Raw genomic sequence first — 12,518 nt, 5'->3', positions numbered from 1 at the left:
CGCATGTTCCGCCGTCGCTGGGTCCGGCGCGTGCTCGGCGCCGGGCTGGTCGCCGTCGTGCTGGCCGTGCTGCTCACGAGCGCGAGTGTGATCTGGGCGTACTCCGCCTCGGTCGGGCATCGTCACGACCTGGCCGACGCCCCGCCCGCGCCAGTGGTGATCGTGTTCGGTGCCCAGGTCCACACCCCGTTCCTCGCCGGCCGGCTTGACGCGACGGTCGAGCTGGTGAATGCCGGCAAGGCGAAGTCGGTGCTGGTCTCCGGCAACGCCGCCGGCAGTTCCGGCGACGAGACCAAGGAAATGACCTCCTACCTCGTCGCCCGGGGCGTGCCCGCGGCCAAGATCGTCGTCGACCCCTACGGCCTGGACACGTACGACACCTGCGCGCGGGCCGTGCGGGTGTTCGACATCCGGCGGGCGCTGCTCGTGACGCAGGCCTACCACCTGCCGCGGGCGGTCTCGCTGTGCCGCGGCCTGGGCATGGATGCCGAGGGAGTGGCCGCCGACTGCGACTGCGGCGCCCTCCTCCTGTTCGTGAACGAGGTCAGGGAGTGGTTCGCCACGGTCCGTGCCCTCGGCGACACGATCTGGCCTCGAACCGCCGACTGACCCATCTTGCGTTCAGGGTTAGCTAAGCCTAACCTAACGGCCTTGTGACTCTTCTTCCGATGGCGGCGGCGCCGACCGAGGCGGCGATTCCGGCCTGGTGGCGGGTGTTCAGCGAGGTCGCCTACTTCGCCGCGCTCGCGGCGGTGATCGGCGGCGCGGTGGTGTACCTGGCGGTGATCCGCCCGGTCCTGAGCTCCGATGTGGACGATGCCGATCGACGCTCGATGCATCGGAGAGCCGTGCGGTTACTCGCCTGGTGTGGCCCGGGCCTGCTGGTCGCGGGCTACCTCCAGCTGGCCGGCCGGGTGGCCAGAGGCGTCAAGGGCGTCACCTTCGGGCAGGCGTTGGAACCGGGCCGGATCTGGGCCTTCCTCAACCTCCCCGCCCCGCATGGCGCGTGGGTGTCGTCGGGCACGCTCACCCTGGTCCAGAACGTCTGTTACGTGCTGGCGGCGCTCGCGCTGATCGTCCTTTTCGTCCGCGACAGTCCGGTTCTGGCCACCGCTGTCGCGCTGCCGCTGGCCGTGCTCGGCACGGTCGTGCTGGCGCTGCCGACGACCTGGCGCAACCAGACCGTCGACACGCAGCTGAACTCCTGGCTCACCCAGCTCCACATCCTCGGCGCGTGCGCCTGGCTCGGCGGCCTGTTCGGGCTGGTCATCGTGGGTCGCGGCCGTGGTCTCGGCGAACGGGCCGGCCTGGCCTGGCCCGCATGTGGCAGCGGTTCAGCTCCGTCGCCCTGGTCTCGGTCGGCGCGGTGGTCGCCTCCGGGGTCTGGCTGGCCTGGCGGCACGTCGGCGCCGTTGCCAGCTCTTCACCACCACCTACGGCCGGTTCCTGCTGGTGAAGCTGATCATCGTCGCCGCCATGGTCGCGGCCGGCGCCTACAACCAGCTCGCCCTCACCCCACGTATCGCCCGGGCCCACGCGGAGGGCGACCTCGGTCGGGGATTTGCCTTGACGCTCAAGCATTTCCCGAAGGTCGTGGCGGTGGAGACGGTGCTGGGCCTGGCCGTGCTGACCATAGTGCCGTTCCTGTCCGGCTCGGCCCGGACCCAGGCTGGCGGCCCGCCCGCGCCGGCCGTGGACGGCGGTGTGCTCGCCCTCGGCACGGTGCTGGTCGTCATGCTGGTGGCGTCGCTGTACGCCAGCTACCGCGTGTCGACCATGTTGGCCCGGCGGGCCGTCGAGCCCGTGGCGGCGTGACCGCAGTGGTCACGAAACGATAACCGGCAGTGGAATGGCGAACCTGTCGGCGGTGTGCGCGTCCCTGTATGTGTGAACGAGATCCGCTCGTTTCCACAATTCTTCGGGGGAATTCCGTGATGAGCACCGCCATGCCCAAACGCGTTCGCCTGCTGGCCGGTATCGGCGCCGGAGTCGCGCTGGTCGGACTGGCCGCCACCGCGTGCGACTCCACGCCGGCGAAGGTGTCCGCACCGGCCACGACCACCAGCACCGCCACGTCGACCAGCACCACGACGACCACGACCACCGCACCCGCTCCCACTACGAGCACGGCCACGTCGGCGCAGGCTTCCCAGCCGGCGCCGACCCTGGGCCAGCCGTGGAACACCTCGCAGAAGGGCTACGGCACGGTGCGGCCGGCCGTCATCGACAACGGCGGGGACGGGACCGGCGTCGTCGACGGCGTGAAGTGGCAGTCGTGGGGCGCCGCCACCGCCGTCGCCACCGGGACGGCCTTCTACGTCGCCCCGGACGCCCCCGATCTGGCGCACGGCGTTTCCCGGACGGCGACGGTGCAGGCGTTCAATCTCGGAATGTGCCACGGCAAGCTCATGTACCAGGCCGTCGAATGGTATTTCCCGAGCGAGGGCGGCAAATTCGATCCGAACAACTACTGGAACGTCTGCACCGGCACGCGCGTCGGCTCGAACTGAGCCGTCATTCCGTGCTGGCCCAGGCGGTTCCCGGGGGCACGAAGGCCACGCGGCGGGCGATCGACATTGCGTGGTCGGCGTAGCGCTCATAGAACCGGGCCAGCAGCGTGGCGTCCACCGCGGGCATCACGCCGTACGACCAGTCGTCGCCCATCGTCGCCGCGAACACGCTGCGGTGCAGGGTGTCCATGCGGTCCTCCAGCTCGTGCAGCGACGGTCCGCTCGTGTGGCGGCGAATCACGCCTTCGGCGATGTCGGCCATCTCCGCGGCGATCGCGCCCATGTCGGCGAAGGTGGCCCGCAGCGGCTCCGGGACCGCCGGATTCGGGTGCCGGCGGCGGGCCGCCTGCGCGATGTGCCGGGCGAGATCGCCCATTCGCTCCAGGCGTTCGGCCACTCGGATGCTGGCCAGCACCACCCGCAGGTCGGTCGCCACCGGAGCCTGCAGCGCCAGCAGGGCATACGCGCGGGCCTCCAGCTCGGTCCGCGCGTCGTCCAGCGCCTCGTCCGCGCCGATGACGCCCTCGGCCTTGCCCAGGTCCACCCGGAGCAGCGCCTCCGTGGCGTCACGCATCGCGATGCCGGCCCGCTGGCACATCGCGGCGAGCTGGAGGTCCAGGTTCTGCAGTTCGGCGTGGAAGTTCTCGCGCATCGTCCGATCCTAGAGCCTGCCCGCCCGACCCCGTGCATCGTGGGCGAGTGTGAGCCTCACTCCGATTTCACGGTCAACCGCAAGGTGTTCTCGCGCGTCCTTGGGGTGAGGGTGGGAGGCGGGGTGTTCGTGAGTTCGCCGTTGGAATGGTCGTTGGTCGAGGGGCCGATCCCGGTCGCGCTCACGGTGGTCTCGGCGCTGTTGGTGATCGTCTTGTCGTGGACCCGCCGGGCGCGGTGGTGGACGCGGGCGGTGCCGATCTGTGTGGCGGTCGCGGTGGCGGTGACCATGGGACTGCGGTGGGTGATCGAGGACGTGGCGGCGCCGTTCCCGGACCGGCTGCCGTGGAGCCTGTACGGCTGGGTCGGGCTGACGGTGCTGACCGTGGCGCTGGCGGTGGCCCGGGTGGGCTCGGCGCGCTGGACGGGGCGGGTGCTGCTGGCGTTCGGCATGGTGCTGTCGGTGGTGATAGGGGCGGCCAAGGTCAACGAATTCTTCGACCAGTACACGACTTTGCGCGCCGTGTTGGGGCCGCTGGTGTCGCCGCAGGCCGATTTCGCTTCGGTGCGGGGAAAAGACGGCTGGCTCGTGCGGTCGGGGCGGGGGAAGCCGCTGGCTGACGTGTGGCATGCGCCGGTCGGCATGCCCGACCGGGGAGCGGTGTCGACGGTGGAGATCCCGTCCTCCGGCGGATTCGGTCCGCGGTCGGCGTGGCTGTACCTGCCGCCGGCCTACCTGGTGTCGCCGAGGGCCGAGTTACCGGTGCTGGTGCTGCTGTCCGGCCAGCCCGGCACCACCCGTGACTGGTTGGACGGCGGCCACCTCGCGGACATGCTGGACGACTTCGCCCGGGCTCACCAGGGCCTGGCGCCGGTGGTGGTCATGCCCGACATCCTCGGCTCGTACGCGGCCAATCCGCTGTGCCTGGACTCGCGATTAGGGCAGGTGGAGACGTATCTGGCCAAGGATGTGCCGGCGTGGATCCAGCGTTCGCTGGCCGTGACGGACGATCACCGGCGATGGGCGGTCGGCGGATTCTCCTTGGGCGGCACGTGTTCGCTGCAACTGGCGGTGCGGGCGCCCGAGGTGTACCGGAGCTTCGTGGACCTGTCCGGTCAACGTGAGCCGACGCTGGGCGGGCATGAGCAGACCGTGGCCGCGGCGTTCGGCGGCGACCAGGCGGCGTTCGCCCGGGTCAACCCGTTGGACATCCTGGCCGCTGCGAAGTTCCCAGGCAGCGCTGGTTTTGTCGCGGTCGGCCGTCAGGACGAGACCTATCGGCCGCAGCAGCGCACGGTGTCCGAAGCCTGTCGGGCGGCCGGCATGGACGTGCGGTACGAGGAAGTGGACGGCGGCCACAGCTGGAAGGCGTGGCGGCCGGCGTTCCAGCGGGCTTTGCCTTGGCTGGCCACGAAAACGGAGCTGACCGGCTGAGGCCGCCCGGTCGCGCGAACCGGGCGGCCCCGTGGCGTCAGCCGGCCGCGGCCAGGCTCAGGGCGAGCGTGCCGGTCGAGGTGTAGTCGTCGGCGGGCTCGTTGGTCGCCCAGGTGAGGATGTTGTCCAGGTAGCGGATCGAGGTGTTGTCGTACGTCTTGTACGAGGGGTCGCTGCACGCGCGGTAGCCGTCGGGCAGCGGGTCGATGGTGTCGAACTGGTGGGCGTCGATCGGGCCGTTGGCCACGCCGCCGACCGCGATCCTGCCGCTGCCGGTGAGGCTGCCGGCCAGGTTGGCCACCTGGTTGTGCACGCACTTCGGGAAGTTGCCCGAGCCGATCAGCATCGAGATCCCCCACGCGTTGGAGCCGAGGATGTAGTCGCGCTGCTGGGTGGCGAAGGCGTCGTAGTCGTGCTTGCCGGTCAGCTGCCCGTACAGCAGGGCGGTGGTCATCAGGCCGAAGGTGTGCGTGGCCCCGTCCCCGTCCACGATCGGCGCGCCGGTGCGGAACGGGCTCTTGGCCGCCTCCGCGGCGGCGGCCTTCAGCTGGCGGGCGAGGTCGCCGGTCAGCTGCGCCTCGGTGACGGCGAGCTTGGGAGAGTTGTTCTGGCGCAACAGCTTCACGAGATCGGCGTGGCCCAGCGCGCTGGTGTCGTACAGGTTGAGCGAGTCGTGGTTGCCGCTGGCGATGTAGGCCTTGGCGTACTTGCCGGCGTCGGTCGCCCAACCATTGGCACGGTTGTCGCCCAATGCCTTGGCCGCCAGGGACATTTCAGTGGCGCCCAGCTCGAGGTCGTCCAAATAGGACGATTCCGGGTAGTACTCGTGCGGGAATACGGAGACGACGCTGCCGCCGGCCGTGTCGGCCAGCGCGTAGATCGCCGCCGCCGAGGACAGGTACTGCCTGGCCTTCGCCTTGTCCGTGGTGGCCAGGTTCTGCGCGGCCAGCGCGAACGAGGCGGCCATCCGGCCGGCCAGGTTGGGGCTGATCTTCGCGCCGGGCTTGTTGGCCGCGAACACCGGGCGGTACTTGATGAAGTAGTCCCTGTCGCCCGGCTTCGGGTTCAGCGCGTCGTCGGCCTCCGGCAGCCGCCACACCTCATGGTCGCCGACGAAGTCCTTGCCGTCGCCGACCCCGATGCCGACCTGCGCGTACAGCACGCCGGTCCTGGGGTCCCACATCTTGTTCAGGTAGTCCAGCCCGAACTGCGCCTCCGCGCCCAGTGCGGCGGTCGGGTGAGCCCGTTGCGACAGCAGGAGGTTGCTCACCGTGTACGAGGTCGTGGCGGTGAACTTCAGGAAGTCGCCGGCGTCGAACCAGCCGCCCGAGGCGTCGACCGTGACGCCCGTCCCGGTCATGTTGCTGGTGATCGTCTCGTCGTTGAACGTCGGGATCTCGTAGACCGACGCCGTTTTGTCGGTGAGGTGGCTGGGCTTGCGGTCCATGGTCCCGGGGATCACGTCCTGGCCGTCCCGCTGCATCTGGAAGAACGTCACCGTGTCGTCGGCCAGCGGGGAGAACAGGGCGTTGGCGCTGTCCACCTTGAACGTCGGCGACGTCGTGCCGCCGACCTTGATCTGATAGGTGCCCTTGGTCTTCAGCGCCGTGAGGTTGATCGGGTACACCGCGCTGTAGGCCGTGCTCCACTTTCCGGTGCTGGCGCCGACCTTGCCGGTCAGCACCGACTTGCCCGCCGCGTCGACCACCGTGAACGCCGCTCCGGCGTTCGCGGTCGTGCCCATCAGGTAGGCGGCCTTGGCCTCGCCGGTCACGTAGCCGACCTGGTCCACCCTGATCTGCGCCGTGGTCGCCGCGGGCACGGCCGGGCTCAGCGCCGACGCGACCGCGGTCAGCGCCGCTATCGCTGCTGTCACAACATGCATGGGTTTCCTCCGGTACGGGGGCCGGCGGCGTGGCCCACAGTTAAGAAAGTTTCCTAATTATTGGTAGAAAGTACGGACCGCCGAGGGACCGGTCAACCGTGCCGAGTTCCGCTCGGCCATCCGTGCAGGGCAAGTGCGCACAGGCGGCCGGGGGGAGTGGGTTCTAGGCTCACGGGCATGTGCGACGAGCCTGGTAGTGCCGCTGAAGCCCTGGCCGCGATGCCCCGTTCGGCCGACGGGACGGCGGTGGACCCGATCGGGCTTGAGCCGGTGGACGCGGTGGAGATCACGACGCTGGTCGACAACGTCTACGACGCGCTGCTGCCGGGAAGCGATCGGGTGCGGCGGCCGAGCATGGCGGGGAGGGTGCCGGCGGCGCAGTTCGAGGACGGCGCGACGGTGGCCGGGCTCGTGGCCGAACACGGGTTCTCGGCGCTGGTCACCGTGCATGCGGGCGGGCGCAGCACGAGCGTCCTGTTCGACACCGGCCAGTCGCCGGACGCGATGGTGCGCAACGCGGAGCGGCTCGACGTGAAGCTGGGCGAGCTGCACAGCGTGGTGCTGAGCCACGGGCATTTCGACCACGCGGGCGGGCTGGCCGGGCTGGCCGGACGGAAGGGCGTGCGGGCCCTGCCGATGGTGGTGCACCCGCTGATCTGGACCCGGCGGAGGTTGGCCGTGCCTGGTCGGGAGCCGATGGAGCTCCCGACGCTGTCGGCCCAGGCACTGGCCGGCGAGGGCTACGAGGTCATCGAGCGGCGGAAACCGTCGCTGCTGCTGGACGGCCGGGTGCTGATCACCGGCGAGATCGACCGGACCACGGAGTTCGAACGCGGCATGCCGCCGGCCCACCAGGCGTGGACCGGATCCGACTGGCAGCACGACCCGCTGGTCCTCGACGACCAGGCGCTGGTCGTCAACGTGCGCGGTCGGGGCCTGGTGGTGCTCACCGGCTGCGGCCACGCCGGCGCGGTCAACATCGTGCGGCAGGCCATGCGGCTCACCGGCGTGAACCAGCTGCACGCGCTGCTCGGCGGCCTGCACCTGAGCGGTCCGGCGTTCGAGCCGATCATCTCGCCGACCGTCGCCGCGTTCACCGACCTCGCCCCCGACCTGCTCGTCCCCGGCCACTGCACCGGTTGGCGCGCCCAGCACGCCCTGGCCGGTGCCCTGCCGACGCCTGGGTGCCGAGCAGCAGCGGCACGACCTACCACCTCACGGCGGCCTGAGCTCGTCCAGCTGTCGTTGAACGCGCTCGGCGTCGGCGGTGCGCCCCTGCTGCCGGTACAGGTCCAGCGCTTCGAGCCACACCGCCCGGGCCCGCCCTTGTTGCCCGGAAGCGGCGTACGGGCGGCCGATGCTGTCGAGGGTGTTCGCGACCTCGTAGGCGTCGCCGGTCGGGCGGCGCACGAGGAGGGCCTGGTGGTAGTGGTCGAGAGCCTGCCGGTGGTCGCCGCTGTGGTGGGCGATGTACCCCAGGCTGTCCAAGGTGTCGGCCTTGCCGCCCGGGTGGTCGTGCCGTCGGTACAGGTCGAGGGCGGCCAGACAGAGGTCGCGGGCGGCGCCGAACTCACCAAGACGTGCGGAGTACCAGCCCATCATGTTGAGCGAGGTGGCCTCCCACAGCGGCAGTTCGAGATCGCGGCAGAGGTCGAGCGCGTGGCGGGCATGCTCCAACGCCCTCCGGTCGTTCCCCCGACCCGCCCAGGCGAGTGCGAGCGCCTGGTGGGTGAATGCCTGCTGAGTGGCGTCGTGGTGGTCCGCGGCCACGCCGAGGGCCTGGTCCAGGTGTTCGATGGCTTCCTCGTGGCGGCCCAGATGGGTGCAGGCGCGGCCGAGGTTGCGGTGGGCACGGCCTCGGATCGAGGGATCGGGCAGGTGGGCGGCGGCGTCGAGTGCGGCCTGCCATGCGGTGAACGCGTCGCGGAAGTTCCCCCGCATGTGGTGGAAGGTACTCAGGATCCAGGCGAGGTGGGGAACGACGTGGTGACGTCCGATGGCGAGGGCGGCGCGCTGGGTGGCCAAGAGGGCGGCGTGTTCGGCCTCCATCCAGTGCAGTGCGGCCGCGAAATCGGGCAGCGGAAACGGGTGAACCCCTGCTGCCGGCGGGTCGGGAGGCACGAAGGTGGTGTGAGATTCCAGCAGGCGGTCCGCGGCGAAGGCGGTGTGCAGGTAGAAGTCCGTCACCCGCACCAGAGCCGCCTCGCGTACGTCCTCGGACAGGACTGTGCTGGCAGCGTAGTCGCGGATCAGGTCGTGCATCACGTACCGGCCGCCGGGGCGGCGTTCGAGGAGGGACGCCTCCTCCAATGCCGAAAGTGCTTGGCGGGCAAGGGAATGTGACAGCCAGGTCAACGAGACCACGGCCGGCAGGGCGATGTCGGGGCCGGGGGCGATGCCCAGCAGGCCAAACACGGTGCGATGCTGCTCGGTGAGACGGCGCAGGGACCAGGACAGGACGGTGGGCAGGCTGGCGGCGGGGTCGTCGGAATCCAGGGCGGCCAGACCGAGGGCGCCCAGGTCGGCAACAAGGTCGTCGATCAGGGTCGGTTCGCTGCGGATGCGGGCGGCGATCAGGCCCAGCGCGAGCGGGAAACCCTTGCACAGGGCGATCAACTCGGTGACGGCCCGCTCCGCGCTGTGGCCGAGGGCGGCTTCCAACAGGGTGCGCGCCTCGGCGTCGGTGAGCACGTCGACGTGCACGGGGTGGGCGCCGTGGCGGGCGAGCAAGGACGGCAGGCGGTGGCGGCTGGTGATCAGGACGGTGCACGTGGTGCCACCGGGCAGCAAGGGCTCGACCTGGTCGGCGGTGGCGGCGTTGTCCAACAGGATCAGCAGGCGCCGGCCGGCGGTGTGGGTGCGGTAGAGCGCGATCCGGGCGTCGAGGTCGGTGGGCTGGTGATCGCGGTCGACGCCGAGGGCGGCGAGGAAGTCGGCCAGCACGTCGGCCGGATGCCGGGGCGCGGCGGGGCCGAAGCCGCGCAGGTCGGCCGAGAGCTGCCCATCGGGAAATCGGCCCAGGTTCCGGTTGGCCCAGGTGAGTGCGAGCCAGGTCTTGCCGATCCCGCCGGCGCCGCCGATCGCGGAGATCACCGCGGTGGTGCAGGCGTCAAGCGCGGCCAGCTTGTCGTCACGCCCGACGAACCCCGCCGGCGCCGAAAGCAGTTGGCACGGCGGGGGTGTCGGTGGCCGCGGTGCGGGCAGGTGCTGGTGGATGTCGCCGGTGACCAGCCCGCCCTGCACGATCAAGCCGTTGACCGTGTTGGTGTTGACCGTGTTGCTGGTGTGTCGGTTTGTGTCCGTCATCGCCTCGACCCCTGTCGTGCGCCGCATCCGACGCTAGCCAAGGGAATTGGCCTTGCCTATGCGATTCACGCGAACAGGTGGCCGAGCCCGGATTTGCGGGACCAGGGCACCAGCACGAGTTTGCCGGCGGCGGCGTTGTCCTCCATGTGCCGGTGGGCCGAGACGATGCTGTCCAGGGCGACGACGCGGTCGATGTTGGGGCGATAGGCGCCGGCCTCGACCTCGTGGATCACTCGCTGCAACACGGCGGTGCCCGCGCTGCCGCGGAGGTTGTCGCTGTGGAAGGCGGTGAGTTTGGTGCCGGACGGGATCATGGCGATCGGTTCGAGGTTCGGGATCAGCCAGCCACTGAGCGATCCCGCCACGCACACCGTCCCGCCGCGACGGACCAGGTGCAGCGAATCGACCGCCGTGTCCGCCCCGATCAGATCCAGGACGTAGTCCGGGCCTTCGGGCCAGATCGAGCGCACTGCGTCGGTGTCGAGGAGTGCGTGGTGGACGCCGGCGCCGGTCAGCGCGGCGATCTTGTCCGAACGGCGGGTGGTGGCGGCGATTTCGAGGCCGTGACCGGCGGCGATGGACGCGGCCGCCATGCCCACAGACGAGGTGCCGCCGCGGATCAGTAGCCGACCGGCCGTGGCCCCCAACGCATCCAGTGCGCCCCGTGCGGTCAGATAGGTCTCGGGCAACGCGGCCAGGACGTCCCACGGCAACGTCGTCGTGACCGGCATCAGGAGGTCGTTGGGCAACAACGCGTACTCCGCGTAGCCGCCGTCGAAGGCCCGACCCATCTCGCCCATCACCGCCGCGACGGCGGTTCCCTCCGGCAGGCGCGGGTCGGTAGACGCCGCAACGGTTCCCACGCACTCGATGCCCAGCACGCGCGGGAACACGACGTTCGGCGAATGCCCCTGGCGTGTCCTCAGCTCGGACCGGTTCAGGCCCGCGCCGCGCACCCGGACCAGGCTCCAGCCCTCCCGGACCGCCGGCACCGGCACCCGCTGGACCTCCAACACCTCCGGGCCACCGGCCCGGACACAGACCACCGCACGCATCGTCGTACCCATGCCTGCACTGTCGTCTCGGACTGGGCTGGCCGGCCACCGATATAATGCCAAGCTATGCCCATCGGCCGCCAAATCGCGGCGTCGCACGTCTGGCCCTCCGGAGGGGCACATTCCTGGCCGTCCGGGGGAGCGAGCCCGGTTCAGTCCCATGCCCAGGGACACCTGGTGTACGCGGCCCGTGGTGTGTTGTCGGTGCGCACCTCGTGGGGCACCTCGATCGTTCCCGCGAACCGGGTCGCGTGGACCCCGGCCGGGTGCGAGCACCACCACCGCGCGCACGGCGACACCGACATGCGGATCGTGTTCCTGCCACCGTCTCTCGCCCGGCTGGTGCCCGACCATCCCGCCGTGTTCACGGCCTCCGGCCTCGCCCGCGAAGTCCTGCTCGTCCTTACCGGCCCGCGCAACTACGACCCGGCCGCCCGGCCCCTCGACCCCGCCGCCCGCGTTCGCCTTCGTCGGGTGCTCGTCGACGAACTCCACGAGGCGCCCGAGCAGCCCTTGCAGCTGCCGGAACCCGTCGACGATCGCCTGCGCGCCGTCGCCCGTCTGCTGCGCGAACACCCGGCGGACAACTCCCCGCTGGCCGAGCTGGGGCGGTCTATGGGCGCCAGCAGCCGCACCCTCAGCCGCCTGTTCCACACCGAACTCGGCATGACCTTCTACGAATGGCGCACCCAGCTGCGCATCTACCACGCCCTCGTCCTGCTCGCCGACGGCCACGACACCACGCACGTCGCCCACGCCTGCGGCTGGGCCAACCCCAGCCACTTCATCGCCGCCTTCGCCAAGCTCGTCGGCACCACCCCCGGCCGTCACCGGCACCTGAAGTGAAAAAATTGAGTGTGTGAAAGGGGCTTTCCTAAACTCCGAGTAGAGGAAAGCCCCCTTCCAAGCGCATCACCGGGTCAGCGGGGCGAACTCCAGGGCAGCATCCGGCCGGTGCCAGGTCGGGTCGCCGGCGAAGTCGAGGCCCTGGGCGGACAGGGTGCGCTTCACGACCTTGTAGGTGGCGGTTCGGGGCAGGACAGAGGCGATTCGGACGTAGCGGGGCAGCTGCTTGGGGCCGAGGTCGGGCTGCGCGGCGAGGAACTTGGCGAATGCGCCGGGATCGAAGGCGACGCCGGGGCGGAGGACCAGGGCGGCCACGACCTGGTCGCCGACCGAGGGGTCGGGCACGCCGTAGACGGCGACCTCGGCGACGTCGGGGTGCCGGGCGATGATCCGCTCGATCGGGGCGGTGCCGAGGTTCTCGCCGTCGACCCGGAGCCAGTCGCCGGTGCGGCCGACGAAGTGGCAGTAGCCGTCCCGGTCGACGTAGCCGAGATCGCCGCTGTGGTACCAACCGTTGCGCAGCCGGTCCGAGGTCGCCGCGGGATCGCCGTAGTAGCCGGCGAACCAGCCGGAGCCGGCGGTGTTGACCAGCTCGCCGATGGCCTGCTCGGGGTTGCGCAGACTGCCGTCGGGGCCGAATTCGGCCGGTGGGCAAGGGGTTCCGGTGTCCTGGTGGAGGACGACGGTGCCGTCGGTGAGCCGGCCGAGCCCCCGGGCGGGGTGCCGGGGTCTCGGGCGATGGCCCGCCGCCCTCGGTCGAGCCGAAGCCGTCGACCACGCGGCAGTCGAACCGCTCGGCGAAGCGGGCGATGTCGGCCTCGGCGCCCTCG

General features: G+C 70.7%; 10 protein-coding genes and 2 pseudogenes. 6 read left to right on the top strand and 6 right to left on the bottom strand.

Going from position 1 to position 12,518, the window contains the following annotated elements; genetic code table 11:
• The first annotated feature begins 3 nt into the window (after window positions 1–3).
• Window positions 4–609, top strand: coding sequence for a SanA/YdcF family protein (locus KUTG_RS04040; RefSeq protein ID WP_043714986.1), 606 nt, complete (start codon window positions 4–6; stop codon window positions 607–609).
• Between the two features lie 439 nt (window positions 610–1,048).
• On the opposite strand, the gene KUTG_RS57980 is transcribed toward KUTG_RS04040, so the two are convergent.
• A complete protein-coding gene (locus tag KUTG_RS57980) occupies window positions 1,049–1,213 on the bottom strand; it encodes a hypothetical protein (RefSeq protein WP_157494319.1) in 165 nt (54 codons plus the stop codon).
• 71 nt (window positions 1,214–1,284) lie between these two features.
• Here KUTG_RS57980 and KUTG_RS04035 point away from each other — a divergent pair, with 71 nt between their 5' ends.
• Together KUTG_RS04035 and KUTG_RS52875 are read left to right on the top strand one after the other, a co-directional pair.
• The gene (locus KUTG_RS04035; RefSeq protein WP_084578874.1) at window positions 1,285–1,815 is read left to right on the top strand and encodes a CopD family protein; all 531 of its coding nucleotides are present in this window, start codon (window positions 1,285–1,287) and stop codon (window positions 1,813–1,815) included.
• A gap of 131 nt (window positions 1,816–1,946) precedes the next feature.
• Entirely contained in the window at window positions 1,947–2,510 is a 564-nt protein-coding gene (locus tag KUTG_RS52875) for a hypothetical protein (RefSeq protein ID WP_157494318.1), read from the top strand.
• A 4-nt stretch (window positions 2,511–2,514) separates the two neighbouring features.
• On the opposite strand, the gene phoU is transcribed toward KUTG_RS52875, so the two are convergent.
• Window positions 2,515–3,162 (bottom strand): phosphate signaling complex protein PhoU, encoded by a 648-nt coding sequence (phoU, locus tag KUTG_RS04025; protein WP_043714982.1) that lies wholly within the window; start codon window positions 3,160–3,162, stop codon window positions 2,515–2,517.
• A gap of 129 nt (window positions 3,163–3,291) precedes the next feature.
• Between phoU and KUTG_RS04020 the strand changes: the two genes are divergently transcribed.
• Complete coding sequence (locus KUTG_RS04020; RefSeq protein ID WP_052396520.1) at window positions 3,292–4,596, top strand: alpha/beta hydrolase; 1,305 nt, start codon at window positions 3,292–3,294, stop codon at window positions 4,594–4,596.
• 37 nt (window positions 4,597–4,633) lie between these two features.
• On the opposite strand, the gene KUTG_RS04015 is transcribed toward KUTG_RS04020, so the two are convergent.
• Window positions 4,634–6,481, bottom strand: a complete 1,848-nt coding sequence (locus KUTG_RS04015; protein WP_043714980.1) for a glycoside hydrolase family 9 protein — start codon at window positions 6,479–6,481, stop codon at window positions 4,634–4,636.
• Window positions 6,482–6,658: 177 nt separating this feature from the next.
• Here KUTG_RS04015 and KUTG_RS65925 point away from each other — a divergent pair.
• Window positions 6,659–7,111 (top strand): annotated as a pseudogene (locus tag KUTG_RS65925) (MBL fold metallo-hydrolase); the annotation flags it as partial.
• A gap of 585 nt (window positions 7,112–7,696) precedes the next feature.
• Here KUTG_RS65925 and KUTG_RS04000 read toward each other — a convergent pair.
• Together KUTG_RS04000 and KUTG_RS03995 are read right to left on the bottom strand one after the other, a co-directional pair.
• Window positions 7,697–9,787, bottom strand: a complete 2,091-nt coding sequence (locus tag KUTG_RS04000; RefSeq protein ID WP_084578872.1) for an ATP-binding protein — start codon at window positions 9,785–9,787, stop codon at window positions 7,697–7,699.
• Window positions 9,788–9,852: 65 nt separating this feature from the next.
• The gene (locus tag KUTG_RS03995; RefSeq protein WP_052393895.1) at window positions 9,853–10,854 is read right to left on the bottom strand and encodes a zinc-binding dehydrogenase; all 1,002 of its coding nucleotides are present in this window, start codon (window positions 10,852–10,854) and stop codon (window positions 9,853–9,855) included.
• 54 nt (window positions 10,855–10,908) lie between these two features.
• On the opposite strand from KUTG_RS03995, the gene KUTG_RS03990 reads away from it, so the two are divergent.
• Window positions 10,909–11,688: an AraC family transcriptional regulator gene (locus tag KUTG_RS03990; protein ID WP_043714974.1), complete on the top strand. Its 780-nt coding sequence runs from the start codon at window positions 10,909–10,911 to the stop codon at window positions 11,686–11,688.
• A 66-nt stretch (window positions 11,689–11,754) separates the two neighbouring features.
• On the opposite strand, the pseudogene KUTG_RS03985 reads toward KUTG_RS03990, so the two are convergent.
• Window positions 11,755–12,518, bottom strand: a pseudogene (locus KUTG_RS03985) (acyl-CoA synthetase); the annotation flags it as partial.

Origin of the sequence: Kutzneria sp. 744 (genome assembly GCF_000568255.1) — a bacterium.
Classification (GTDB): domain Bacteria; phylum Actinomycetota; class Actinomycetes; order Mycobacteriales; family Pseudonocardiaceae; genus Kutzneria.
Note: the sequence above shows the minus strand (reverse complement) of the source record. Positions and strands in the feature narration are given on the sequence as shown.